The following is a 25,832-nucleotide window of genomic DNA, read 5'->3' as shown; positions in this document are numbered from 1 at the left end:
CGGTTCCAGGCGTTCGGCTTCGGTCGGCAGTCTCTCTTGCTCCGATATCGCAAGCCCCCACATCCGCCGAGGGGCCGATCTCGGATCGTCGGGACATCCGGGCTGCCAGGGACGGGATCGAGGGACGGAATGATGAAGCCGCACCGGTTCGAGCAGGCGGGCGCCGTCTTCGAGATCGCCTTTGAGCGGGCGCCCGAGGGCTGGGTCGCCCATATCCGCCGCGAGGACAGCGAGACCACCCATGCAATCGGCTTTCCCGATGGGCCGGGCTACGACCCGACGGACGTGCGCGGCTCGCTGATCGCGGGCTGCGAGGCGGCCCTTCCCAACCTGTCCTGGGCCAGCCCGACGCGGCATTGAGGGGAACCTCCCGAACCGCCCCGTGTTCGCCCTCCCATATGCGCTTCGCACCTGCGCTCGCGCGCGAAACGGGAAGGAACAGCCGATGTCCGAGGTCACCTATCGCATCGTCGAGCACGACGGCGGCTTCGCCTACAAGGTCGGCGACGTGTTCTCCGAGACCTATCCGAGCCACGACGAGGCTCTCCAGGCGGCCCAGGCCGCCGCGGCCGAGCAGCAGGTTCCCGGCTCGACGGAGGGCATCCGCTACCAGGACGGCAAGGGCGAGTGGCACGACGAGACCGCCCAGGGCAACGACCGCCCCACCGCCCGCGTGGTCGACTGAGGCCCGGCTCCGTCCCGGCGGCGTTCAGGCCGAGCGCCGCCGGGGCGGATCGCCGGCGACCGACCAGGCCGCCAGGGCCGGCTCGGCTCCGGAGCCGGGCGCCGCCTCCGGGCGGTTTCGGGTGCCTTCGCAGCCGGCGCGATTGCGCCCGGCCGATTTCGCCCGGTAGAGCGCCGCGTCGGCGGCCTCGACCAGGGCGTCCGGTGTCTTGGCACCGTCCGGGCTCGCGGCCACGCCGATGCTGACGGTGACGTGGCCCAGGCCGTCGCCGCGCCCGGCATGGGGCAGGGCGCGGGCGTTGAGCGCCAGGCGGATCCGCTCGGCCAGGGCCATGGCGGCCCTGCTGTCGAGGCCCGGGAGGAGCAGCGCGAATTCCTCGCCCCCGTAGCGCGACACCAGATCGGCGCTGCCGCCGGCCCGGGCGGTCAGCAGGCGCGAGATCTCGCACAGGCAGGCATCGCCGGCCCCGTGCCCATAATGGTCGTTGAAGCGCTTGAAGTGGTCGACGTCCACCAGCATCAGCGCGAAGGGGTCGCCGTCCCGCGCGGCTTGCCACAAGGCGTCGAGGCGCTGCGCGAAGGCGCGCCGGTTGGCGAGGCCGGTCAGCGGGTCGGTGGTCGAGAGGCGGGTGAGGCGCGCATTGGCCACCCTCAGCTGCTGGGCCCGAAGCGATTCCCGGAGGGTATAGAGGTAGTTGCGCCGGTTGGCGCTCTCGATCTTGTGCGCGGCCCCGAGGCTGAAGGCGATGCCGATCAGCATGTCGAGCCGGACCAGGCTCGCGAGATCGCGGGGGATCTCCGGATGGGCCGCGATCGCGAGGCCGCCGGCGAGGGCGGTCGTGGCCGAGACGATGCAGGCCCAGGAGAAACGCAGCGCCAGGGAGACGTTGGCGAAGATGACCGTCAGCCAGATCGCCGTGGTCGCGTGGGCGGCGTTCGGTCCGTGCCCGAGCCAGAGGATGATGGCCGGAATCATCGCCGCGGCCAGGACGCCGAGGCCGCACAGGGTCTCCCGGGTCCGGGGGCGCACCCGGCTCATGGCCACGTAGATTCCGATGGCCAGCGGCGTCATCACGCCGATGCGCAGGACGAGGTTGAGGGTCGCCACGTCCGGTGTCGTGACGTAGGCCGCCCAGGCATAGAGGTAGAAGACCGAGAGGCCGATCAGGGTGGCCCGGCGCAGCTGCCGGACCCTCCGGCGGCCGGTCTCGGCCTCGAACCGGGCCTCGAGTTCGGCCGGAAAGGCGAGCCGCCAGCGGGTCGCCTGCAGGGTCCGTTCGATGAGCGCCAGCAGGCGGTCGCTGGCGTGAAACGACAGGGAGCCCGGATCGTCGAACGATCGGGCAGCAGGCGGAGCGGTCACGCGCGGGGAGATCCATGGCTGGGCGGGCGACGACGGCCCCTGGACGAAGAGTGCCCCCAACACATGTGGGCATGCTTTCCCCGGTCGTTAAAATGCGATCGATCCGACCCGCAAGGCCCTCACCACGCCGGGGATGTGCCCGCGCGGCGGCGGGGGGACCGAATGAACAATTGCCACCCCGGCCCCACCTCGTGCATGCCTCGCGGCCATCGGGGCCGGCCACGCCGATCCTTGACCGTCCTCCCGGACCTTTGCCGACTGGAGCCTGCCCGTGACCGCCTCGAACCCGCGCCAGCCCGACCACGCCATCGACCCGCTCTTCATCGAGCGCTGGTCGCCCCGCGCCTTCACCGGCGAGGCGGTGCCGGAATCCGAGCTGCTGCGGATGGTCGAGGCCGCGCGCTGGGCCCCGTCCTCCTACAACTCTCAGCCCTGGCGCTTCGTCTACGCCCTGCGCGGCACCCCCGCATGGGAGACCTTCCTCGACCTCCTGGTGCCGGGAAACCGCAAGTGGGCGGAGGGTGCCGGCGCCCTGGTCATCCTGGTCTCGAGCAAGCTGATGAAGACCGGCGACGGTCTGAAGCCCTCGGCCAGCCATTCCCTCGACGCCGGAGCCGCCTCGGCGAACTTCCAGCTCCAGGCGATCCACCAGGGCTGGCACGTGCACGGCATGGGCGGGTTCGACAAGGAGCGCTCCGTGACCGTGCTCAACGTGCCGCCGGACCACCAGGTCGAGGCCGCCTACGCGGTCGGGCGGGCGGCCGACCCGGCCGACCTCACCGAGGAGCAGCGCGCCAAGGAGGTGCCGAACGGTCGGCGTCCGATCACCGACTTCGCCTTCGCGGGTGCCTTCAAGGCCCGCGAAGCCTGAGCCGTCCGCCGTGCTGAGACCCGCCCCCGACTATGCCGGGCTCGTCGCCGGCTTCGCCTGGGACATCCCGGAGCGCTTCAACATCGGCGTCGACGTCTGCGACCGCTGGGCCGCGCGCGAGCCCGGCCGGGTCGCGATCCAGGAGGTCGTCGGGTCGCGGGTCTCGGAGATCACCTTCGGCGACCTGCGGGACCGCTCCGACCGCCTGGCGGCCGGGTTGCGGGCCCGGGACGTCGGGCCCGGCGAGCGGATCGGCGTGCTGCTGCCGCAATCGGCCGACGTGGTGATCGCCCATGCGGCCGCCTACAAGCTCGGGGCGATCGCCCTGCCGCTCGCCGGCCTGTTCGGGCCGGACGCCCTGCGCTACCGCCTGACCGATGCGGGCGCCCGCGTCCTGATCACCGATGCGGCCGGCCTCGCCAAGATCGACGCCCTCCGCGCCGACCTGCCGGACCTCGCGCTCGTCGTCTGCGTCGACGGGGCCCGGGGGCAGGCCCTCGGCTACGATGCCCTGCTCGCCGAGGCGCCGGAGGGGTTCGTTCCGGTCGAGACCCGGGCCGACGATCCCGCCCTGATGATCTACACCTCCGGCACCACCGGACTGGCCAAGGGCGCCCTGCACGCTCACCGGGTGCTCCTGGGGCACCTGCCGGGCTTCTGCATGATGCATGATTTCCCGCCGAAATCCGGCGACCGGATGTGGACGCCCTCGGACTGGGCCTGGGCCGGCGGCCTCCTGAACGCGACGCTGCCGAGCCTGCATTTCGGGCTGCCGGTGGTGGCCTGCCCGAGCTTCCGCTTCGAGCCGGAGGCGGCGTTCCGGCTGATCGCCGAGCGGGCCGTCACCCTGGCGTTCCTGCCGCCGACCGCCCTGCGCATGCTGCGCGGCGTCGCCGACCCGCGCCGGCGCTTCGACCTGACGCGCCTGCGCAACATCGCCTCCGCCGGCGAGGCCCTGGGCCCCGAGACCTTCGACTGGGCGCGCCGCGAACTCGGGCTCACCATCGGCGAGGCCTATGGCCAGACCGAGTGCAACCTCGTGCTCGCGGCCTGCCGGTCGGCCGGGGTGGCGCGGTCCGGCTCCACCGGGCGCCCGGTGCCGGGACACCGGGTCGCGATCCTACGGCCCGACGGGTCCGAGACCGCCGACGACGAGCCCGGCGAGATCGCCATCGCCCGCCCCGATCCGGTGATGTTCCTGCGCTACTGGAACCAGCCCGAGGCGACGGCGAAGAAGTTCTCCGGCGACTGGATGCTGACCGGCGACACCGCCCGGCGCGACGCGGACGGCTACGTCCACTTCGTCGGACGCGAGGACGACCTCATCACCTCGGCGGCCTACCGCATCGGCCCCACCGAGATCGAGGATTGCCTCGGCGCGCACCCCGCGGTCGCGCTGGCCGCCGCGGTGGGCAAGCCCGATCCCCTGCGCACCGAGATCGTGAAGGCCTTCGTCGTCCTGCGCGCGGGATTCACCGCCTCCGATGCGCTGGCGGCCGAGATCCAGGCCTTCGTGCGCACGCGCCTCTCCGCCCACGAGTACCCGCGCGAGATCGCCTTCCGCGACAGCCTGCCGATGACCACCACGGGCAAGATCATCCGGCGGCAGCTCCGGGACGAAGCGTGAACCCTATCGGACCGTGACGCGGTAGCGCGCACGCCCGACGTTTCCCCGCGGATCGACGAGTTCGATCGAGAACTCGTCCGGTCCGGTATAGCCGGGCGTCGCGGTGTAGAAAATCACGGTCGCGGGCCGCTTGCGGGTGTTGCAGCGCGCGCGGACGTTGAACACCGAGAAGTTCGAAAAATCCTCTCCCTGCCCGACCTGGACGTGGCCGTCATGCGGCGGATCGATGAGGCTGATCGTGAACTGACCGAGGGACCGGCAGGTCGGGTCGAGCGACGAGAACGACCCCACGAGGAGCCGGCTGCCCGACAGGGCGACTTTCTCGAAGGTGGCCATGCGCATCGGGGTGGCCTCTGCCGTGTCGATCGGGGCGAAACCGAGGGCGATAGCCAGGACGAGATGCCGATTCATGAGGGGCCGCTCCGCTCTTCGTGCGCCTGCGCCGGAGCATGGCCGAGTCGCGTCCAAGCGTAAGCTACAACCGATCCCGATCAATACACGTCCAGGGTGATTTGTCGGCTGGCGTCAGCCATCCCCCCGGGAGCGCCGGCTGGAATCATTCGCATAAAGACATCTTTATATCTTGATTGCCTCCGGTCCGGTGCCCTGCTATAGGCCTCGCCGACACGCAACGAGAGACGGAGCGAACCCCCATGGCCCAGGATTACATCGTCAAGGACATCGGCCTCGCCGAGTACGGCCGCAAGGAGATCTCGATCGCCGAGACCGAGATGCCGGGCCTGATGGCCACCCGCCAGGAGTTCGGCCCGTCGCAGCCGCTCAAGGGCGCCAAGATCGCCGGCTCGCTCCACATGACGATCCAGACGGCCGTGCTGATCGAGACCCTGAAGGCGCTCGGCGCCGACATCCGCTGGGTCTCCTGCAACATCTACTCGACCCAGGACCATGCCGCCGCCGCCATCGCGGCCGCCGGCATCCCGGTCTTCGCCATCAAGGGCGAGACCCTCGAGGAGTACTGGGACTACACCTCGAAGCTGTTCGACTGGCATGACGGCGGCATGCCGAACATGATCCTCGATGACGGCGGCGACGCCACCATGTTCGTGCATCTGGGCCTGCGCGCCGAGAACGGCGACACCGCCTTCCTCGACAAGCCGGAATCCGAGGAGGAGGAGATCTTCTTCGCGCTCCTCAAGAAGAAGCTCGCCGAGAAGCCCAAGGGCTGGTTCGCGGGTCTCGCCGACTCGATCAAGGGCGTCTCGGAAGAGACCACCACGGGCGTGCACCGCCTCTACAACCTCGCCAAGGAGGGCAAGCTGCTCTTCCCGGCGATCAACGTGAACGACGCCGTCACCAAGTCGAAGTTCGACAACCTCTACGGCTGCAAGGAGTCGCTGGTCGACGGCATCCGCCGCGGCACCGACGTGATGATGGCCGGCAAGGTCGCCATGGTCGCGGGCTTCGGCGACGTCGGCAAGGGTTCGGCCGCCTCGCTGCGCAACGCCGGCTGCCGCGTGCTGATCTCCGAGATCGACCCGATCTGCGCCCTCCAGGCCGCCATGGAAGGCTACGAGGTCGTGACGATGGAGGACGCCGCGCCGCGCGCCGACATCTTCGTCACCGCCACGGGCAACAAGGACATCATCACCATCGAGCACATGCGGGCGATGAAGGACCGCGCCATCGTGTGCAACATCGGCCACTTCGACAACGAGATTCAGGTCGCCGGCCTGAAGAACCTCACCTGGTCGAACATCAAGCCGCAGGTGGACGAGATCACCTTCCCCGACGGCCACCGCATCATCCTCCTGTCGGAGGGGCGCCTGGTGAACCTCGGCAACGCCACGGGCCACCCGTCCTTCGTGATGTCGGCCTCGTTCACCAACCAGACGCTGGCCCAGATCGAGCTCTGGACCAACCCGGGCAAGTACGAGCGCCAGGTCTACACCCTGCCCAAGGCCCTGGACGAGAAGGTGGCGCTCCTCCACCTCGAGAAGATCGGCGTGAAGCTCTCCAAGCTGCGCCCCGACCAGGCCGCCTATATCGGCGTCTCCGAGAGCGGCCCGTTCAAGCCCGACCACTACCGCTACTGAAGACCGCTCCGGCGCCCCGCGCGGGGCGCCGCGACCCGGCCCGACCACCCTTGCCCCGACCACCCTTGCGAAGCCCGGCCCCGTGCCGGGCTTCTGCGCGTCCGGGGCCCTCGGGTGCGCCTACGCAGTGTGGCTTTTCTGCGCCCTTGCGCGGCCATCGTCTCCGAAGCCTCTAAAGTTAAGCTTAACCCTCTTCCGGGACGATTCCGCCTCGCGCTAGTGTGGGCTGATTCCTCAGATGGAGTGGCTCGCAGCCGGCCTCCGGCCGGTTGCGGGATGGGCGCCTTTCGGCGTCTCATCGAAGATTCGTGGAGGCGGGACGGATCATGAGGGTCGAACGAACGGCGCGCGCCCTGCTGTGCGCCGGCTGTCTCGTCGTCGCTGCGGCCGGCCGCCCGGCCTCGGCGGCCGGGATGGGGATGGACGCCAACGCTGCCGTCTCGGGGTTCGGGCAACACACGCACAACGCGGCCGGTCTCGCGATCCTGATCGGGCTGACGGTGTTCTCCACCATCGTGGCCCTGCTGCACATGCGCGAGCGCGGCCGCTGGACCCGGCGCGAGCGCGACCTCGTCACGGAGCTGTCGGCCCTGCGCGAATCGCACGACCGCGCCGAGATGCTCCTGAACGCCGAGCGCCAGCTCCTCGTCACCTGGTCGGGCCGCGGCGTCCCGAGCATCGAGGGCGACGTCGGCCTGATCGAGGGACGCCACGCCCCCGGCGACGCCGATCCCGGCCTGCCCGCCTTCGAGACCTGGCTGCATGCGGTCGACGCCGATGCCCTCAACACGGCCGTGGAGGCGCTGCGCGCCCGCGGCGCCGGCTTCCGCCTAAGCCTGCGCAGCCAGTCCGGCCGCTTCATCGACGCGCATGGGCAGGCGCTCTCCGGCCGCGCGATCCTGCGCCTGCGGGAGACCACGGACGAGAAGCGCGAACTCATCGACCTGCGCCTCACCCTCTACGAGGCCAAGCGCGGCCTCTCGGCCCTGGGCAGCCTGCTCGACGCGATTCCGCAGCCGGTCTGGCGCCGCAACCGCGACGGCGCGCTCGCCTGGGTCAACCTCGCCTACGTGGCGGCGGTGGAGGCGGGCACCCGCGAGCACGCCCTGGAGGGCGGGGTCGAACTCCTCGACCGGCAGGCCCGCGAGCTCATCGCCCGGGACGAGACCACGCGCTCGACGAGCGGCGGCCGTGCCCCGCACCGCCTCTCCGCCGTCGTCGCGGGCGGACGCCGCACCCTCGACGTCACCGAGAGCGCCATCGAGACGGGCCGCGTCGGCATCGCCGTCGACGTCTCGGAGCTGGAGAGCGTGCGGGCCGACCTGCAGCGCCAGATGGACGCCAACGTCCGCACCCTCGACCAGCTGCCCACCGCCGTGGCGATGTTCGACGCCCGCCAGCGCCTGATCTTCCACAACGCCGCCTACCGCCAGCTCTGGGGCCTCGACCCGGCCTTCCTCGACGGCCGCCCCCTGGACGGCGAGATCCTCGACCGGCTCCGCGCCGCCCGGAAACTCCCCGAGCAGGCCGATTTCAAGTCCTGGAAGGCCGACGTGCTCGCCGCCTACCGCGCCGTGGAGGCCAACGAGGCCTGGTGGTACCTGCCCGACGGGCGCTCCCTGCGCGTGGTCGCCGATCCCAATCCGCAGGGCGGCCTGACCTACCTGTTCGACGACGTCTCCGAGAACATGAAGCTCGAGTCCCGCTACAACGCCCTGATGCGGGTGCAGGCCGAGACCCTCGACACCCTCAAGGAGCCCGTGGCGGTGTTCGGCGCCGACGGCCGCCTCACCTTCGCCAACCGCGCCTTCGCCACCCTCTGGCGCCTCGACCCCGAGACCCTGCGCGAGCGTCCCCGCGTCGATGCCGTCATCGCCGCCTGCCAGACCCTCTCGCCCGACGAGGACCCGTGGATCGACATCCGCGGCGCCATCACGGGCCTCGAAAGCCGCGCCGGCCTGACCTGTCGCCTGGAGATCGTCGACGGCACCGTGCTCGACTGCGCCGCCCAGCCGCTGCCCGAGGGCGCGACGCTGCTCACCCTGATCGACGTCACCGCCAGCGTGAACGTGGAGCGCGCGCTCACCGACAAGAACGACGCCCTGGAGCGCACGTCGCAGCTGCGCGACACCTTCGTGAACCACGTCTCCTACGAGCTGCGCTCGCCGCTCACCAACATCATCGGCTTCACCCAGCTCCTCGGCGACGAGACGGTGGGCGCCCTCAACGAGCGCCAGCGCGAATATTCCGGGCACATCATGCGCTCGTCCGGCGCGCTGCTCGTGATGATCAATGACATCCTCGACCTCGCCTCCATCGATGCGGGCTCCCTCGAGCTCACCCGCGAGGTGGTCGACGTCCGCGCCACCGTCGATGCCGCCGTGCGCGGCCTCGAGGACCGGCTCGCCGATTCCGCGATCGCCCTCGACCTCGACGTGCCCGACGACGTCGGCAGCTTCGTCGCCGACGGCAAGCGCGTCCGCCAGATCCTGTTCAACCTCCTGTCGAACGCCGTCGGCTTCTCGGCACCGGGCCAGCAGGTCCGCGTCGAGGTCCGCCGCAACGCCTCCGAACTCACCCTGGCGGTGGTCGACCAGGGCCAGGGCATGCCGCCCGACGTGGCCGCCCGGGTCTTCGACCGGTTCGAGAGCCACACCCTCGGCACCCGCCATCGCGGCGTCGGCCTCGGCCTCTCGATCGTGCGCTCCTTCGTGGAGCTGCATGGCGGGCGCGTCGGCCTGGAATCGGCGCCCGGGGCCGGCACCCGCGTCACCTGCACCTTCCCCATCACGGAGCCGACCGCGCGGCGGGATGCCGCCGAGTAGGACGGGCCCGCCGACCCCATGCCGCGGGAGCCTTGGGCCGGCCCGCGATTTGGTTAAGGATGCTCCGCTATGACAGCGGTGCTCCGCGCGATCCGGATCCGGCCGCGGCGGCACACGGCCAGGGAGGAATTGGGCGTTGAACGAGGATGGTGCCGACACGCCCCAGCGTGAGGTGAAATCGGCCTGGGAGATCATGCTCCCGGAGGAGGGCGCAACCGAGGATCTCGGCCGCTTCCTCGCGGGGCTCCTCGTGCCGGGGGACATCGTCGCCCTGTCCGGCGGCCTCGGCGGCGGCAAGACCACCCTCGCGCGCGCGCTGATCCGCGAACTCGTCGGCGACCCCGACCTCGACGTGCCGAGCCCGACCTTCACGCTGATCCAGCCCTACGAGGCGGCCGACGGGCGGGCCATCGTGCATGCCGACCTCTACCGTCTGCGCAGCCCCGACGAACTCGTCGAGCTGGGCTTCGACGAGATGGCCGAGACCGCCATCACCCTGGTGGAATGGCCCGAGCGCCTCGGACCCCGCGACGCCCCGATGCTCACCGTCGACCTCTCCCTGCGGGCCGAGTTCGGCGACGGCGCCCGCTTCGCCCGCATCGACGGCAGCGGCGGCATGGCCGCCCGCCTGAAGCGGGCCCGCGCCCTGCGCATCCTCCTCGTGCGCAGCGGCTGGGACGAGGCCACGCGCATCAACATGCAGGGCGACGCCTCCTCGCGCGCCTACGAGCGACTGGTGAAGCCGGACGGCAGGAGCGCGGTGCTGATGATCTCGCCGCCCCGCGCCGACGGGCCGCCGGTGCGCAACGGCCGCCCCTACAGCGCCATCGTCAAGCTCGCCGAGAGCGTCCACGCCTTCGTCGGCATGGATCGCGGCCTGCGCGCCCTCGGCTTCTCGGCGCCGCGCATCTACGGCGAGGACCTCGCCGAGGGCCTGCTGATCCTGGAAGACCTCGGGTCCGAGCCGGTGGTCGACGCCAACGGGCCCCGGCCCGAGCGCTACGCCGAGGCGGTGCGTCTCCTCGCCAAGCTCCACGCCACCGAGCTGCCGGGTGTCCTGCCCGTGGCCGACGGCATCGACCACGTGCTGCCGCCCTACGACCTCGAAGCCCTGGTGTTCGAGACCGAATTGCTGCCCGACTGGTATTGCCCGGCGATCCGCGGGGCCGAACTGCCCCACGCGGCCCGATCCGAGTTCGTGGCCCTGTGGGCGGAGGTGCTCGACAGCATCAAGCCCGACCGCCCGACCTGGACCCTGCGCGACTACCACTCGCCGAACCTGATCTGGCTGCCCGAGCGCGAGGGGCTGGAGCGCATCGGCGTCATCGACTTCCAGGACGCGGTCCTCGGCCATCCGGCCTACGACGTCGCCTCGCTGCTCCAGGATGCGCGGGTGGACGCGAGCGCCGAGTTCGAATTGCGCCTGCTCGGCCTCTACGTGCGCGAGCGCCGGGCCCGCGAGCCCGATTTCGACATGCACGCCTTCGCCCGTGCCTACGCGGTGCTGGCGGCCCAGCGCGCCACCAAGATCCTCGGCATCTTCGCCCGCCTCGACCGGCGCGACGGCAAGCCGGCCTACCTCGCGCACCTGCCGCGCATCGAGGGCTACCTCGCGCGCAACCTCAACCACCCGGCCCTGACCCACCTGCGGATCTGGCACGAGGCCCACCTGCCGCACCTCGTGCCGAAGGCCGCCACCGAGCCGGGCGAGGGCGCCTGACGGACCTGCGAGACCCGGGCGCGGCCGCCGGACGGCGGTCCGCGCCCGCCCGAGATCGTCCAACAAGACTCCCCGACGAGACGAAGCCGCCATGTCCGACACAGCCCCCATCACCCGCGCCTTCGTCCTCGCGGCGGGTCTCGGCAAGCGCATGCGCCCGATCACCGCCACGGTGCCCAAGCCCCTGGTGGAGGTGGCCGGCCGGGCACTCCTCGACCACGCCCTCGACCGGGCGGCCGAGGGCGGCATCACCGAGGCGGTGGTGAACGTCCACTACCTCGCCGACCTGATCGAGGGGCACGTGCGCAAGCGCCGGACCGCCCCGACGATCGTGCTCTCGGACGAGCGCGAGGCCCTGCTGGAGACCGGGGGCGGCGTGAAGAAGGCCCTGCCGCTCCTCGGCGACGATCCGTTCGTGGTCTTCAACGCCGATTCGTTCTGGCTGGAGGGGCCGGACTCCAATCTCGGCCGCCTGATCGCCGCCTGGGACCCGGAGCGGATGGACATCCTCCTCCTCGTCGCGCCCACCGCGACCAGCCTCGGCTACGAGGGCAACGGCGACTTCGTGATGGATTCCTCCGGGGCCCTGGAGCGCCGCGGCGAGCGCGAGGTGGCGCCCTTCATCTATGCCGGCGTCGCCATCCTGAAGCCCGGCCTATTCGCCGACACCCCCGAGGGCGCCTTCTCCCTCAACATCCTGTTCGACCGCGCCATCGCGGCCGGCCGCCTGCACGGCCTGCGCCTCGACGGACAATGGCTCCATGTGGGCACGCCGGAGGCGATCATCGCGGCCGAGGCGCGGGTGAAATCGACGGCACCGACGCCCTGAGGACCGATCGGCGATTCGGCAGGGCGCCGCATTCCAGCCCACGGGATTTGGTGGCATGGAGGGTGGGATGCCGACCTCAGACGTCCCGACCGCCCACGTCTTCTCGATCCCGCCCGGCGCGCCCTTCCTGCCGACCCTCGCCGATGCCCTGATCTCGGGGCGCCTCGTGGGCGCGATCGGCGACGATCCCTTCGCGCTCGCCTCCGTCACCCTCTACCTGCCGACCCAGCGGGCGGTGCGGGCGCTGGCCGCGATCCTCGCCGCCCGCCTCGGCCACGCGGCCCTGCTGCCCCGGATGGTTCCCCTCGGCGAGGCCGACGAGGCGGAGCTGGATCTGGCCGCCAACCCGCTCCTCGAGAACGGCCCGGAGCTGCTCGCCCCGGCGATGCCGCCCCTGGAGCGCCGGCTCATCCTCGCCCGGCTCGTCCAGGGCTGGGCCGAGGCCGTGGACCGCACGCTGCTGCCCATCGACGACGACGTGCCCTTCCTGGTGCCGTCCTCCCCCGCCGACGCGATCGGGCTCGCCGCCGACCTCGAACGCCTGATGGACGCGCTCACCGTCGAGGGCCTGCCCTGGACCGAGATCGGCGGCGCCGTCGAGGCCGAGTATTCGCGCTATTTCGGCCTGACCCTGGATTTCGTGAAGATCGCCGCCGAGGCCTGGCCCGAGATCCTCGCCGAGCGCGGGATGAGCGACCCGGTCTCGCGCTCGCGCCGCCTCGTCCTGGCCGAGGCCGACCGGCTGATCCGCGACCGCCCCGCCGATCCGGTGATCGTGGCCGGCTCAACCGGCTCGGTGCCGGCCACCGCCCGCCTGATCGCCGCGGTGGCCGGGCTGCCCCGCGGCGCCGTGGTCCTGCCGGGCCTCGACGCCGACCTCGACGCGGCCGGCTGGGACGCCATCGAGACCGGCGAGGGCGCCTCCCGCGAGATCGCGCACGGCCATCCGCAGGCCATCCTGCACCGTCTCCTCGGGCCCACCGGCCTGAACCGCGACCGGGCGCAGGTGGCGACCCTCGGCGACCCGTCCGACACCGCCCGCGCCCGCTTCGGGCTGCTGTCGCAGGCCCTGCGCCCGGCCGAGACCACGGAGGCCTGGGCCGCCCTCGACCCCGCCGACCGCGCCCGGCTGGCGGAGGAGGGCATGCAGGGCCTGGCCGTGGTCGAGGCCAGCGACGAGCGCGAGGAAGCGCTGATCATCGCCCTCGCCCTGCGCGAGACCCTGGAGACCCCCGGCGCGACGGCGGCCCTGGTGACGCCCGACCGCGCCCTGGCGCTGCGCGTCGCGGCCGAACTCGCCCGCTGGGACATCGTCGCGGAGGATTCCGGGGGCGAGGCCCTGTCGCGTAGCCGGGCCGGGCGCCTGGCGCGCCTCGCCGCCGAAGTCGCGGCCGATCTCGAACCGGCGCGCCTGATCACGCTGCTGTCCCATCCCTATGTCCGTCTCGGGATGCCGCGCAGCGACGTGGTCCGGGCCGCCGCCGCCCTGGAGATCGGCGCCCTGCGCGGACCCGCGCCGGCGCCGGGCTTCGCCGGGCTGCGGCAGGCCCTGGCCGACCAGCGCGCCGCCACCGGGCGGCGGCCCCGGGCCAAGCGCCGCCTCACCGAGCTCGACTGGGATCTGGCCGCCGGCCTCCTCGACCGGCTCGAACTGGCCTTCGGCGGCTTCCTCGACACGGACCACAGCGGGGTCGGCAACCTCGTCGCCTACGCCGCCTCCCACCGCGCCACCTTCGACAGGCTGATCGACGCGGCCGAGGGCGAGGCCGTCGACGATGCCTCCCTCGGCGTGCTCGACACCCTGTTCGACGACCTGGAGATGGCCGAGCCCGGGCTGCTGCCCGGCCGCTTCGGCGACTATCCCGCCTTCTTCACGGCGCTCGCCCGCGAGCGGCTGGTGGCCTGCAGCGACGGGCGACCGCATCCGCGCCTGCGCATCCTCGGCCTGCTGGAGGCGCGGCTGATGAGCGTCGATCGGGTCGTGCTCGGCGGCCTCGACGAGGGCGTCTGGCCGATGCAGACGACCACCGACGCCTTCCTCAACCGGCCCATGCGCGAGCGCATCGGCCTCAACCCGCCCGAGCGCCGCATCGGCCAGAGCGCCCACGACTTCGTCCAGGCGCTGGGCCACCACGACGCCCTCGTCACCCGGGCGGCCAAGCGCGAGGGCGCGCCGACCGTGCCCTCGCGCTTCCTGCAGCGCCTGCGCGCCTTCACGGGCGATGCCTGCTGGGCCCGGGCGCTGGCCGCCGGGCGTCGCTTCTCGGCCTATGCCGCCGCCCTCGACCAGGGCACCGGCCCGGCGCAGGCCCGCCTGAAGCAGCCGCGGCCGAAGCCCGATCCGGCCCTGTTCCCGCGCTCCCTGAGCGTCACCGAGGTCGAGACCCTGGTGCGCGACCCCTACGTGATCTTCGCCCGGCACGTTCTCGGCCTCGATCCGCTCGACCCGGTGGCGTCCGAGCCGGGGGCCGCCGACCGCGGCACGCTGATCCACGAGATCCTGGGCCGGTTCGCCCAGGACCATCCCGAGGCGCTGCCCGGGACGGCGGTAGAGCGGCTGCTCGACCTCGCCCTCAACGCCTTCCAGCCGATCTCCGACACCTACCCCGAGCTCTACGCCGAGTGGTGGCCGCGCTACGAGCGGCTGGCCGCGCACTTCCTGGCCTGGGAGGTCGAGCGCCGGGCGCAGCTGGCGCGGGTGCATCCGGAGATCTCCGGAAAGTGGGTGATCCCGATGGGCGCCGAGAGCTTCACCCTGCGGGCGCGGGCCGACCGGATCGAGCGGCGCCGCGACGGCGGGGCCTGCATCGTCGACTTCAAGACCGGTCTGCCGCCGAGCAACAAGGAGGTCTTCGCCGGCTTCTCGCCCCAGCTCACCCTGGAGGCGGCGATGCTGATGGCCGGCGCCTTCGACGGCTTCCCCGCCACCACGCTGACGCCGGACCTCCTCTACGTCCACGCCTCGGGCGGCCGCAAACCGTTCGAGCCCCTCGCGGTGAAGCCGCCGCGCGGGGACGAGCGCGAGGTCGCCGCCATCGTGGAGGAGCACGTCGCGCGCTTCCGCGGCCTCGTCGCCCGCTTCCTCACCGGCGAGGCGGCCTACACCTCGCGGCCCTACCCGAAATACGCCAAGTCCTACGGCGACTACGACCACCTCGCCCGGGTGCTGGAATGGTCGCTCGGCGGCGAGGGAGACGCATGATGACCGTCCGCGAAGCCTTCGTCGTCGACGACCTCACCAAGGCGGCGCAGCGCCGGGCCGCCGATCCGCGCGCCTCGGCCTGGGTCTCGGCCAATGCCGGCGCGGGCAAGACCAAGGTGCTCACCGACCGGGTGGTGCGCCTGCTCCTCGACGGGGCGCCGCCCGCCCGCATCCTTTGCCTGACCTTCACCAAGGCGGCGGCGGCCAACATGTCGATCCGGGTGTTCCGGGTGCTCGGCCGCTGGGTGACGCTGGACGATGCCGCGCTCGCGGCCGAACTCACGGAACTCACCGGGGAACGCCCCGCGCGCAAGACCCTGCAGGTGGCCCGGCGCCTGTTCGCCCGGGCGGTGGAGACGCCGGGGGGCCTGAAGATCGAGACCCTGCACGCCCTCTGCGAACGCCTGCTGCACATGTTCCCCTTCGAGGCGAACGTGCCGGCGCGCTTCGTGGTGCTGGACGAGACCCAGGCCGCGGAGGCCTTCCGGATCGAGACCGGGAACGTGCTGGCCGACGCCATCGGCGGCCGGCATCCGCATCTCGGCGAGGCCCTGGCCGTCGTCGGCCCCGAGGCGACGGGGGACACCCTGAGGAAGGCGATCCGCAGCGCCATGCGGGCGCGGGACGTGCTCGACAGCCGCTTCGGCCTCGACGGCCCCTTCGCCGCGCTGGCCGACACCCTCGGCGTCCGGCCCGGCGACGGCGCGGCGGCGATCGAGGCGCGGATGCTGGACGGCGTCCTGGGCGACCTCACAGACCTCGCCGGGCGGCTGCGCACCGGCAAGGCCACCGACGACGGCATCGCCGACAGGCTCCTGGCGGTGGCGGCGACGGACTCGCCCGCCGAGGCCCTGGAGACTTATCTCTCGATCTTCTTCACCAAGGAGGGCGCGCCGAAGGCTGACAAGAGCCTCGGCACCAAGGCGGTGCCGGAGGACGCCAAGCAGGCCCTGCGCGACGAGCGCGACCGCCTGGAGCCGCTGCAGGACGCCCTGCGCGGCGTGCGCGCCCTCGAGCGCACGCGCGCGCTCTTCACGCTGGCGGGCGAGATCCACCGCCGGGTCGAGGCGCAGAAGGCCCGCCTCGGCGCCCTCGATTTCGACGACCTGATCCACAAGACCCTCGACCTCCTCGGCCGGGTCGATTCCACCTGGGTGCTGTACAAGCTCGACCGCGGCGTCGACCACGTGCTCATCGACGAGGCGCAGGACACCAACCCGCACCAGTGGGAGATCCTGCGCCGCATCACCGCCGAATTCGCCTCCGGCGAGGGCGCCCGCGAGGTCGCCCGGACCCGCTTCGCCGTGGGCGATCCCAAGCAGTCGATCTACAGCTTCCAGGGGGCCGAACCCCGCGAGTTCGAGACCACCCGGCGCGCCTGGCAGCGGGCGGCCGCGGGCGCCGACCTTGCCTTCGAGGACGTGCGGCTCGAGCTCTCGTTCCGCTCGGCCGGCGGCGTCCTGCGCGCGGTCGACGCCACCTTCGGGATCGCGGAGCATTACGAGGGCCTGTCCTTCGACGACACGGCGGTCGGCACCACCCACAGCACGGCGCGGACCACGGCGCCGGGCACGGTGGAACTCTGGCCGATCGAGGAGCCGGCCGACGAGCCCGAGCCCGATGCCTGGGCCGCGCCCGTCGACGCGCCCGAGACCAATGCGCCGGCCATCGTCACCGCCCGCCGGGTCGCCCGCGCGGCGCTCGCCTGGATCACCGCGGGCGACGAGACCGGCCGGGTCTGGCGCCCGGGCGACATCCTGATCCTGGTGCGCAAGCGCTCGGCGGCCTTCGAGGAGGTCATCCGCGCCATGAAGGCCCTCGGCGTGCCCGTCGCGGGCCAGGACCGCCTCGACATCGCCGCCCATATCGCCGTCAACGACCTCGTGGCGGTGGGCCGCGCCGGGCTGCTGCCGGCCGACGACCTGACCCTGGCCGGCGCCCTGAAGACGCCCCTCGTCGGCTTCGACGACGACGACCTCGTGCGCATCGCGGCCCGCCGCGACCTGCACGAGACCCTGGAGGATGCGCTGGCCCGGCACGCCGCCGCCGGCGACCCGGCGGCGATCCGCGGACACGCGGCCCTGACGTCCTGGATCGCGCTGGCGGCCTGCGAGGGGCCGTTCGGGTTCTACGCCACGCTGCTCGGCGCGCGCGGTGGCCGGCGCGCCCTGGTCTCCCGCCTCGGCGGCGAGGCCGGCGACGCCATCGACGTCTTCCTGATGACGGCGGCCCAGGCCGAGCAGGCGCCCGACGCGCCCTCCCTCGGCGGGTTCCTCGCCCGCTACGACACCGTTCCGGGGCGCGGGGAGGGCGGCCACACGGTCAAGCGCGACCTCGATTCCGGCCGCGACGAGGTCCGGGTGATGACCGTCCACGGCGCCAAGGGTCTGGAGGCGCCGGTGGTGGTGGTCATCGATGGCTGCGAGGCCCTGGGGCGCAACGACCCGCCGCTCCTGCCGCTCCTTCCGGGGGCGCAGCGCTTCGGCCAGGGCGGCGCACCGCTGCCGCCGATCTGGGCCGGGGCCAAGGCCGGCGACTGCGAGGCTGTGACCCAGGCCCGCGCCGGCCTGCAGGCCCGCGCCCGCGAGGAGCACAACCGCCTGCTCTACGTGGCGATGACCCGCGCCGCCGACCGCCTCGTGGTCGCGCCCTATCGCGGGCACGAAGCCCCGAGCGAGGCGGCCTGGTGCGAGATGATCCGCACCGGGCTGGAGCGCGCCTTCGGCTCCGGGGAGGGGCTGGAGACGCCCTACGGCCCCGCCACCCTGTGGCGCGACGGCGGCGCGGCGGAAGCGGCGGCCCCGGCCCCCTCCGCCGTTTCCCCGCCGCCGGAGCTGCCGGCCTGGCTGGAGGCCCCCGTTCCGGCCGAGGTCGAGGCTGCTCCGCCGGTGACGCCGTCCGGCGCCCTCGGGGCCGCCGACACCCGCCGCGAGCCGGGGCAGCGGCAGGCCGATAGCGAGGCGCGCCGGCGCGGGACCCTGATCCATTCCCTGGTGGAGCACCTGCCGCGGATCGAGCCGGCCCAGCGGAAGGCCGCGGCGACCGCCTTCGTGCGCGCCCGCGCCCCCGGTTTCGACCGGGCCAGGCAGGACGCGATCGTGGCCGCGACCCTGCACCTGTTCGCGGAGCCCGACCTCGCGCCGCTCTTCGCGCCGGAGGCCCGGGCCGAGGTGACGCTGTCGGGGCAGGTCGTGGTCGGCGGCGTCTCGCGCCCGGTCTTCGGCCGCGTCGACCGCCTGGCGATCACCGGGGACACGGTCTGGGTCGCGGACTTCAAGACGGGCCGGCCCCCGCGGGACGGAGCGCCGCTGCCGCGGGCGGAAGCCGGGCAGATCGCCCTCTACGCCGCACTCCTGGCGGAGATCTACCCGCGCCACCGGGTGGTGCCGATGCTGGTCTGGACCTCGGGACCCGTGATCCGCCGGCTCGATGCCGAGGCGATCGCGGCCGTCCTCGACGCGCTGGCCCAGAGGGCGGCGTGATCGCGAGAGTCCGTCAGGTTCATCCTGAACCCGACGGGCTCTCAATTGCTTTCCTGGCGTCTGTCTTTTCGGGATAGCCGGTTGCGACTTGTCCCTGACGAACGCTAGCGCCGCCCGCCGGCGGCCCGCTTCTGCGGCGCCGGCGTGCCGGAATCCTCGTCGAAGAGCTCGGCGAGCTTCTCGGTCATGGCGCCGCCGAGCTCCTCGGCGTCGATGATCGTCACGGCGCGGCGGTAGTAGCGCGTCACGTCGTGGCCGATGCCGATGGCCAGCAGTTCCACCGGCGAGCGGGTCTCGATGTCCTCGATCATCCAGCGCAGGTGGCGCTCGAGGTAGTTGCCCGGGTTCACGGACAGCGTCGAATCGTCGACCGGCGCGCCGTCCGAGATCACCATCAGGATCTTGCGCTGCTCGGGCCGGGCCAGCAGGCGCTTGTGCGCCCAGTCGAGCGCCTCGCCGTCGATGTTCTCCTTGAGCAGGCCCTCGCGCATCATCAGCCCGAGGTTCTTGCGGGCCCGGCGCCAGGGCGCGTCGGCGCTCTTGTAGACGATGTGGCGCAGGTCGTTGAGCCGGCCCGGGGTGTTGGGCTTGCCGCCGGCGAGCCACGCCTCGCGCGACTGCCCGCCCTTCCAGGCCCGCGTGGTGAAGCCGAGGATCTCGACCTTGACGCCGCAGCGCTCCAGCGTGCGCGCCAGGATGTCGGCGCAGGTCGCCGCCACGGTGATCGGGCGCCCGCGCATGGAGCCGGAATTGTCCAGCAGCAGCGTGACCACCGTATCGCGGAAATTCGTGTCCTTCTCGCGCTTGAACGAGAGCGGCTGGAACGGGTCGGTGACCACGCGCACGAGGCGGGCGGGGTCGAGCTGGCCCTCCTCGAGGTCGAAGTCCCAGGCGCGGTTCTGCTGGGCCAGCAGCCGGCGCTGGAGCCGGTTGGCGAGGCGCCCGACCACGCCCTGGAGATGGGCGAGTTGCTTGTCGAGATAGGTGCGCAGGCGCGCGAGCTCCTCCACGTCGCAGAGGTCCTCGGCGTGGATGATCTCGTCGAAGCGCGGGTTGAAGACCTTGTATTCCGGGCCCCGCGGCTCGTTGGTCTTCTGCGACGGCGGCCGCCACGCTTCCGAAGCCTCCTCCGAATCGGCGTTCTCGGCCTCGTCCGGCAACTCGCCCGAGGGGGCGTCGGCGGCCTCGGTGGCGCCTTCCTGCAGCTCGTCGGTGGCCTCCTGCGAGGTCTCCATCTCGGAGCGGTCGCCCTGAGACTGCTCCTCGGCCTCGCCCTCGCTCGGGGTCTGCTCGTCGTCCTGCGATTCGTTCTCGTCCTCGTTCTCGTCGTCCTCGGGGTCGAACGGCGTCTCGTCCGCCATGTCGAGGGAGGTGAGGAGATCGCGCACCGAGCGGGCGAAGGCGCGCTGGTTCTCGATGGAGCCGATCAGGCCGTCGAGGTTCGTGCCGGCCTTCTCCTCGATGTGGGAGCGCCAGAGATCGACGATCTTGCGGGCCGCCTCGGGGGGCGCCGCCCCGGTCAGGCGCTCGCGCACCATCAAGGCGACGGCATCCTCCATCGGGGCGTCGGCCCGGTCGGTGATGTCCTCGTACTTGCCGCCGCGATGGTAGCGGTCCTCCAGCATCGCCGAGAGGTTCGAGGCGACGCCGGCCATGCGCCGGGAGCCGATCGCCTCGACCCGTGCCTGCTCGACCGCGTCGAAGACCGCCCGGGCGCCGGCATTCTCTGGCGCCAGCCGGCGGTGCACGGCGACGTCGTGGCAGCCCAGACGCAGGGCCATCGAGTCGGCGTTGCCGCGCAGGATCGCCACGTCCTCGGGGGTCAGCTTGCGCGGGGGCTCGGGCAGCCGCGCCTTCTCACCCGTCAGGGCCGGACGGTCGCTGGCATAGACCACCTCGATCTCGGAGCGCTTGGCGATGGCGCGCAGGCAGCCCGCCACCGAGCGCTTGAGCGGTTCGGCGACGGGCTCGCGCCGGTCGCCGGGCTTGCGGTTGGAGATGCTCACAGGGCTATGTCTTCACCGAATCGAAATCGAAGGGCCGGTTCAGGATATCGTCCCATTCGTAGGGACATTCGGGCGGAAACTCGTCGACGGGGAGATGGCATTCTTCGGATGCCCAATCCCGTGCATTGGGGTAGGCGGCATCGCGTGCCTCTTCGAGACTGGACTTCAACCCGGGGTTTTTCCGAAGCAGGCGGGCATACCGACGGCGCTGCTCACGGATGGAGAAAATCCAACTCGGCGTACGCTTTTCCGGCTGCTGGTCCCATTTGAGCATATGCATCATGAGCACACGTAACGCGCTTTCGAGTTGATTGTATTGCGCGTTCCCCACGTCGCTCAGTTCCTCGGCGATATGATCGAGATCGAGCGCATCGACCCTCCCGGCACGGAGCAGGGCAACCTGCTCCTGAACCCAGGTGTAGAGGTCGTCCTCGTAGCGTGTCTGACCGGCGCGGGAGGTCGCCACCGCGTTGGCTTCGCCCGTCAGAGCCCGCTCACCCATTGCACCCTCCGCCAGACATTCCTTAGCTCAACGCGACGTTCGAGGCGCTCTCCGGCAGGTCCTTGCCGAAGGCGCGCTGGTAGAATTCCGCCACGAGGGTGCGCTCCAGCTCGTCGCACTTGTTGAGGAAGGTCACCCGGAAGGCGAAGCCGATGTCCTGGAAGATGTCGGCGTTCTCGGCCCAGGTGATCACCGTGCGCGGGCTCATGACGGTGGAGAGGTCGCCGTTCATGAACGCATTGCGGGTGAGATCCGCCACGCGCACCATGCGGTTGACGATGTCGCGGCCGCCGTCGCGCTGGTAATGCGCCGCCTTCGACAGCACGATGTCGACCTCGCGGTCATGGGCGAGGTAGTTCAGGGTGGTGACGATCGACCAGCGGTCCATCTGGCCCTGGTTGATCTGCTGGGTGCCGTGATAGAGGCCGGACGTGTCGCCGAGGCCCACCGTGTTGGCGGTGGCGAACAGGCGGAAGGCCGGGTGGGGGCGGATCACGCGCTTCTGGTCGAGGAGCGTCAGGCGCCCCGAGAGCTCCAGCACGCGCTGGATCACGAACATCACGTCGGGCCGGCCGGCATCGTACTCGTCGAAGACCAGGGCGACGTTGTTCTGCAGCGCCCAGGGCAGGATGCCGTCCTGGAAGGCGGTGACCTGCTTGCCGTCCTGCAGCACGATCGCGTCCTTGCCGACGAGGTCGATGCGCGAGACGTGGCTGTCGAGGTTGATCCGGATGCAGGGCCAGTTGAGGCGGGCGGCGACCTGCTCGATATGGGTCGACTTGCCGGTGCCGTGGTAGCCGGTGACCATCACGCGGCGGTTGCGGGCGAAGCCCGCCAGGATCGCCAGGGTGGTCTCCCGGTCGAAGATGTAATCCGGGTCGAGGTCCGGCACGTGCTCCTCGCTCTGCGAGAAGGCCGGGACCCGGAGGTCGAGGTCGATGCCGAAGGCCTCTCGGACGGAGACTTCCCGGTCGGGGAGCGAGGCGGGCGAGACGTCAGAAAGCATAAGGACCTCGTCGGGGCGCGGGTGCCGTGGGGGTGTCACGGAACACGCGGGCTGTGTCGGACTTCGGGGTCTGGCGGTCCGGGGAGGATGAACCGCGCGCGACCGCCATCTAAAGGTCGGCACCGGGCGGCGCCAAGGGGTGTCAGCGCTGCATATAGGGCCTCGCCCGGCAATTGCCGCCCCACCGGGAGCAGGGGAGCCCCGGAAAACGTGCATCGATCGTGCCGGAACCGCGCGGGCGCGGCGGCCGCCGCGTCAGCAGAGCCCGGCGGCGCGCAGGGCATCGTGGGCCCGGATGATGTCGCGCAGGCGCTCCTCGAACGAGCGGTCGCCGCCATTGGCGTCGGGATGGAAGCGCTTCACCAGGGTCTTGTACTGCGCCTTGATGGCGGCTGAATCCGCGTTCTCGTCGAGGCCGAGCACGTCGAGGGCCTTCAGGGTCGCGGCCGAGTGGCGGGGCCGGCGCGGCTCGGGCGCGGCCTTGCGCCGGGCGGTCTCGCCGACGCCCTCGGCGCGCAGGATGTCCAGCGGGTCGACATAGGCCCAGTCGCGCTTGGGCGCCGCCTTGCCGCGCTCGCCGGCGGTGGCCGGGTTCACGCCCATCGCCCAGGTCGGGCGGTGCCCGATGATCGCGTCCTTCTGGAAGGCCTGCACGGCGGCATCGTTCATGCCGTCGAAGTAGTTGTACGTGGCGTTGTAGGCGCGCACGTGGTCCATGCAGAAGCGCCAGTACTGCCCCTCCGCCTTGCGGCCCTTCGGCGCGCGGTAGAGCCCGGGGTTCTTGCACCCGGGGGTCTCGCAGGTCTGGGTCGCAGCCGTCTTCGGCTCGTCGCAGGACGGCTTGATGCGGATGCTGTCGAACAGGGGCGAGTTGAGATCCATGATGGGGCGATTATGAGGGGGCGGGTCGGAGACACAAGAGCGGCGGGCCTGATGCCGCATGCGGTGTTCGGGGGTTGACGCGCGAGGCCGGGCGCCGGAGCCCGGCGACGAAGAAAACGAGGAGACGCCCGCGATGACCGAGACCGTGACCCTGAAGGACTGGATCACCGACACGCTGCGGGCGCAACTGGCGCCGCAGGACCTGGCGGTGGTCGACGAATCGCACCTGCATGCGGGCCATGCCGGGGCGCGGCCCGAGGGCGAGACGCATTTCCACCTGGACGTGGTTGCGGCCGCCTTCGAGGGCAAGAGCCGGGTCGAGCGCCATCGCCTCGTCAACGCCGCCCTTGCTCCGGCCTTCGCGCGCGGGCTCCACGCCCTGGCGGTGCGCGCCCGCACGCCGGCCGAAGCGTCCTGAGGCCGAGACCGCGAGAGACACCGCCGTGGCCCTGCAGTGCACGCCCCACATCGCCATCGACGAGGCGGAGCTGGAAGAGACCTTCGTGCGCGCCTCGGGCCCCGGCGGGCAGAACGTCAACAAGCTCTCGACCGCGGTGCAGCTGCGCTTCGATGCCCGGCGCTCGGCCTCCCTGCCGGACGCGGTGGCGGTGCGCCTGATGCGACTGGCGGGGCGGCGCCTCACCGTCGACGGGGTGATCGTAATCAGCGCCCAGCGCTTCCGGACCCAGGACCGCAACCGGGCCGATGCCCGCGCGCGCCTGGCCGAGCTCGTGGCCGAGGCGGCGGTGCCGCCGACGCCCCGGCGCGCCACGCGCCCGACGCTCGCCTCGAAGAAGCGCCGCCTCGACGAGAAGTCGAAGCGGAGCGCCACCAAGCGGCTGCGCGGCAGCAGCACGGACTAGATCGGCCGGCCCTAGATCCTGGCGGCCGCCGTGCCGTCCGGCGGATGCGTCTCGACCTCGCCGCTGACGTAGCGGCTGCCCGGCTTCAGGATGGTCAGCACCAGGGCGATCACGGCCAGGAGCGCCGAGACCGCGGCGGGGAACAGGAAGGCATCCTCGCCGTAGCGCATCTGCAGGAAGCCGCCGATCACCGCGCCGGTGCTCAGGGCCGCCCAGAGCGGCGCCTGGAGCCAGAACGAGGGCGCCACCGTGCCGAGCATCAGGTTGGCGAGCCCGGTGCCGAACCGCACCACCGCGCCGGTGACGTAGGTGAGCGCGAGGCTGCGCCCGCCTTCGTCCTGCAGGGTCGCGTTCTGCAGGCCGAGCGCGATGACGATCGGGTAGGCGTGGAGCGGGAACGCGAAGGTGCCGTGGGGCACGATGAGCCCGATGGTCAGCAGCACCGATTGCAGCAGGAGCAGCACCGAGAGGCGCCAGCGCCCGACCCAGGCCGCGATCAGCGTGCCCGCGAAGGCGCCGAAGCAGAACAGCACGATGACCGAGGCGACGCGCGACGTGCTCTCCCAGTCGAACCGGCTGACCGAGACGCCGAAGCGCGTCGTGTTACCGCTCATGAACGACATGAACAGCTGCGAGAATTCGAGGAAGCCGATGGAATCGGCGCAACCCGCCACGGCCGAGAGTGCCAGCGCGAAGGGGATGCGCGTCGCGGCACTCGCTGGAAACGACTTGTTCTGCGTCTCTGCCATAGGTCTGCTGTCCTCCGTCCCGTGCGGCGGCTGAATTACGGTGGCGTAAGGCCGGTGCGCCCGGTGCGGAGCCGGGCCTCCCGTGAGAGGCCGCGGGCGGGGTGCACCGATGCGTCCGGGGCAACAGTCACGCTCCCGTTTGGTTCAACCGCGTCGTGCGCCAGCGCTCAAGGGCTGCAACGGAAACGTGAACGTCACGGCCGCCGGGCCACGATCACCCGGCCGGGGACGTCGGCGCCGTTTTCCCGGCGCGCGGCGGCCGGCTCGGAGCGTTCGAGGGCGAGGCCCGCCGCCGCCAGGATGTCCCGCACCAGCGCGTCGCCGTGGGCGTAGCGGGCGTCCGGACCCAGGATCAGCCCGTCGCCGGGATGCGACTGCACCGTGAAGGCGAAGCGCCCGCCCGGGCGCAGGACGCGGGCGCCGCCCGCGACCATGCCGGAAAAGTCGCCCACGTAGATCATGACGTCGGCGGCGGTGACGCAATCGGCCGAACCGGCCTCCTCGGCACCGAGCGCGGCGACGAGTTCGCCCTCCACCAGCCGGTGATAGAGGCCGCGACGGCCGGCCTCGGCCAGCATGCCGGGCGAGAGGTCGATCCCGGTCAGGTGTTCCGGCCGGCCCGCGAGGGCGGCCCCGACGAGCCCCGTGCCGCAGCCGAGGTCGATCACCCGCCCGAGGGCCGCCCCGGGGCCCGCCACGGCCTCGAGGGCTTCGACGACGAGGCCGTGCCCGCGATAGGACAGACCTTCGACGAGGTGGCGGTCGAAGCGCGGCGCGTAGGCGTCGAACAAAGCCCGGACGTAGCCCGGCGAGATCGCGGTAGCGGCCTCGCCGGCGCCGATCCGCACCAGGGCGAGGCGGGCGCCCTGCGCATCCTCGGGATCGATGTCGAGGGCGGCGGCGTAGGCGCGCAGGGCCGCGTGCTGGTCGCCCGCCCGTCCGCTGCGCAGGTAGCGGGCCTCGCGGGCCCGGCCGAGGAGGAACCAGGCCGGGGCGAAACGGGGGGCGATTTCCAGGGTCTGCTCCGCCATCTCGGCGGCGCCGTCCGGGTCGCCGTCGTCGAGGCAGCCCTGGGCGTAGGCGTAGCGCCGGTCGGCGCGGAGGTCGCCGGAGGTGATCGTGCGGGACATGAGGCTGCGCGGGTGCGTCGGGCGCCCTATATGCCGC

At 72.0% G+C, this 25,832-nt stretch carries 20 protein-coding genes; 12 read left to right on the top strand and 8 right to left on the bottom strand.

All coding sequences use genetic code 11. From position 1 onward, the window contains the following. Positions 1-129: 129 nt before the first annotated feature. Entirely contained in the window at positions 130-360 is a 231-nt protein-coding gene (locus ACXJY8_RS17055) for a hypothetical protein (RefSeq protein ID WP_463771052.1), read from the top strand. An 85-nt stretch (positions 361-445) separates the two neighbouring features. Further along, on the top strand, positions 446-685 hold the full coding sequence (locus ACXJY8_RS17050) for a hypothetical protein (RefSeq protein WP_463771050.1): 240 nt from the start codon (positions 446-448) through the stop codon (positions 683-685). Positions 686-709: 24 nt separating this feature from the next. On the opposite strand, the gene ACXJY8_RS17045 is transcribed toward ACXJY8_RS17050, so the two are convergent. Next, positions 710-2,047, bottom strand: coding sequence for a GGDEF domain-containing protein (locus tag ACXJY8_RS17045; RefSeq protein ID WP_463771048.1), 1,338 nt, complete (start codon positions 2,045-2,047; stop codon positions 710-712). A 271-nt stretch (positions 2,048-2,318) separates the two neighbouring features. On the opposite strand from ACXJY8_RS17045, the gene ACXJY8_RS17040 reads away from it, so the two are divergent. Beyond that, positions 2,319-2,918, top strand: a complete 600-nt coding sequence (locus ACXJY8_RS17040; protein WP_463771047.1) for a nitroreductase family protein — start codon at positions 2,319-2,321, stop codon at positions 2,916-2,918. A 10-nt stretch (positions 2,919-2,928) separates the two neighbouring features. Then, a complete protein-coding gene (locus ACXJY8_RS17035; protein ID WP_463771045.1) occupies positions 2,929-4,545 on the top strand; it encodes an AMP-binding protein in 1,617 nt (538 codons plus the stop codon). A 3-nt stretch (positions 4,546-4,548) separates the two neighbouring features. Here the strand turns inward: ACXJY8_RS17035 and ACXJY8_RS17030 are convergent, their stop codons facing one another. Further along, positions 4,549-4,956 (bottom strand): hypothetical protein, encoded by a 408-nt coding sequence (locus tag ACXJY8_RS17030; RefSeq protein ID WP_463771043.1) that lies wholly within the window; start codon positions 4,954-4,956, stop codon positions 4,549-4,551. Positions 4,957-5,198: 242 nt separating this feature from the next. Between ACXJY8_RS17030 and ahcY the strand changes: the two genes are divergently transcribed. The 6 genes from ahcY (at position 5,199) to addA (ending at position 18,657) form a co-directional block, all read left to right on the top strand. Further along, the gene (gene ahcY, locus ACXJY8_RS17025; RefSeq protein WP_463771041.1) at positions 5,199-6,599 is read left to right on the top strand and encodes an adenosylhomocysteinase; all 1,401 of its coding nucleotides are present in this window, start codon (positions 5,199-5,201) and stop codon (positions 6,597-6,599) included. Between the two features lie 326 nt (positions 6,600-6,925). Beyond that, positions 6,926-9,424 carry a sensor histidine kinase gene (locus ACXJY8_RS17020; RefSeq protein WP_463771038.1) on the top strand — a complete coding sequence of 833 codons (2,499 nt, stop codon included), beginning with the start codon at positions 6,926-6,928 and terminating at the stop codon, positions 9,422-9,424. A gap of 193 nt (positions 9,425-9,617) precedes the next feature. Then, a complete protein-coding gene (gene tsaE / locus ACXJY8_RS17015) occupies positions 9,618-11,144 on the top strand; it encodes a tRNA (adenosine(37)-N6)-threonylcarbamoyltransferase complex ATPase subunit type 1 TsaE (RefSeq protein WP_463780730.1) in 1,527 nt (508 codons plus the stop codon). A gap of 91 nt (positions 11,145-11,235) precedes the next feature. Continuing rightward, positions 11,236-11,973 carry a nucleotidyltransferase family protein gene (locus ACXJY8_RS17010; RefSeq protein WP_463771035.1) on the top strand — a complete coding sequence of 246 codons (738 nt, stop codon included), beginning with the start codon at positions 11,236-11,238 and terminating at the stop codon, positions 11,971-11,973. Between the two features lie 67 nt (positions 11,974-12,040). Beyond that, positions 12,041-15,175, top strand: a complete 3,135-nt coding sequence (gene addB, locus ACXJY8_RS17005; protein WP_463771029.1) for a double-strand break repair protein AddB — start codon at positions 12,041-12,043, stop codon at positions 15,173-15,175. Further along, the gene (gene addA / locus ACXJY8_RS17000; RefSeq protein WP_463771026.1) at positions 15,172-18,657 is read left to right on the top strand and encodes a double-strand break repair helicase AddA; all 3,486 of its coding nucleotides are present in this window, start codon (positions 15,172-15,174) and stop codon (positions 18,655-18,657) included. Before addB ends, addA begins: the two co-directional genes overlap by 4 nt. A gap of 104 nt (positions 18,658-18,761) precedes the next feature. Here the strand turns inward: addA and cobT are convergent, their stop codons facing one another. The 4 genes from cobT to ACXJY8_RS16980 form a co-directional block, all read right to left on the bottom strand. Beyond that, complete coding sequence (gene cobT / locus ACXJY8_RS16995; RefSeq protein WP_463771021.1) at positions 18,762-20,663, bottom strand: cobaltochelatase subunit CobT; 1,902 nt, start codon at positions 20,661-20,663, stop codon at positions 18,762-18,764. 4 nt (positions 20,664-20,667) lie between these two features. Further along, positions 20,668-21,165 (bottom strand): DUF29 domain-containing protein, encoded by a 498-nt coding sequence (locus tag ACXJY8_RS16990; protein ID WP_463771019.1) that lies wholly within the window; start codon positions 21,163-21,165, stop codon positions 20,668-20,670. Positions 21,166-21,187: 22 nt separating this feature from the next. Beyond that, the gene (gene cobS, locus ACXJY8_RS16985; protein WP_056214992.1) at positions 21,188-22,171 is read right to left on the bottom strand and encodes a cobaltochelatase subunit CobS; all 984 of its coding nucleotides are present in this window, start codon (positions 22,169-22,171) and stop codon (positions 21,188-21,190) included. 255 nt (positions 22,172-22,426) lie between these two features. Continuing rightward, entirely contained in the window at positions 22,427-23,053 is a 627-nt protein-coding gene (locus ACXJY8_RS16980; protein WP_055947709.1) for a J domain-containing protein, read from the bottom strand. Between the two features lie 133 nt (positions 23,054-23,186). Here ACXJY8_RS16980 and ACXJY8_RS16975 point away from each other — a divergent pair, with 133 nt between their 5' ends. Together ACXJY8_RS16975 and arfB are read left to right on the top strand one after the other, a co-directional pair. Then, entirely contained in the window at positions 23,187-23,471 is a 285-nt protein-coding gene (locus ACXJY8_RS16975; protein WP_463771010.1) for a BolA family protein, read from the top strand. Between the two features lie 25 nt (positions 23,472-23,496). After that, complete coding sequence (gene arfB, locus ACXJY8_RS16970) at positions 23,497-23,916, top strand: alternative ribosome rescue aminoacyl-tRNA hydrolase ArfB (RefSeq protein ID WP_463771007.1); 420 nt, start codon at positions 23,497-23,499, stop codon at positions 23,914-23,916. A gap of 11 nt (positions 23,917-23,927) precedes the next feature. On the opposite strand, the gene ACXJY8_RS16965 is transcribed toward arfB, so the two are convergent. After that, on the bottom strand, positions 23,928-24,665 hold the full coding sequence (locus ACXJY8_RS16965; protein ID WP_463771003.1) for a YoaK family protein: 738 nt from the start codon (positions 24,663-24,665) through the stop codon (positions 23,928-23,930). A gap of 194 nt (positions 24,666-24,859) precedes the next feature. After that, entirely contained in the window at positions 24,860-25,795 is a 936-nt protein-coding gene (locus ACXJY8_RS16960; protein ID WP_463771000.1) for a class I SAM-dependent DNA methyltransferase, read from the bottom strand. Positions 25,796-25,832 lie beyond the last annotated feature (37 nt).

The organism is Methylobacterium sp. TK31, assembly GCF_055361545.1.
The sequence above is the reverse complement of the archived record's forward strand: the minus strand, read 5'-3'. Positions and strand labels throughout refer to the sequence as shown.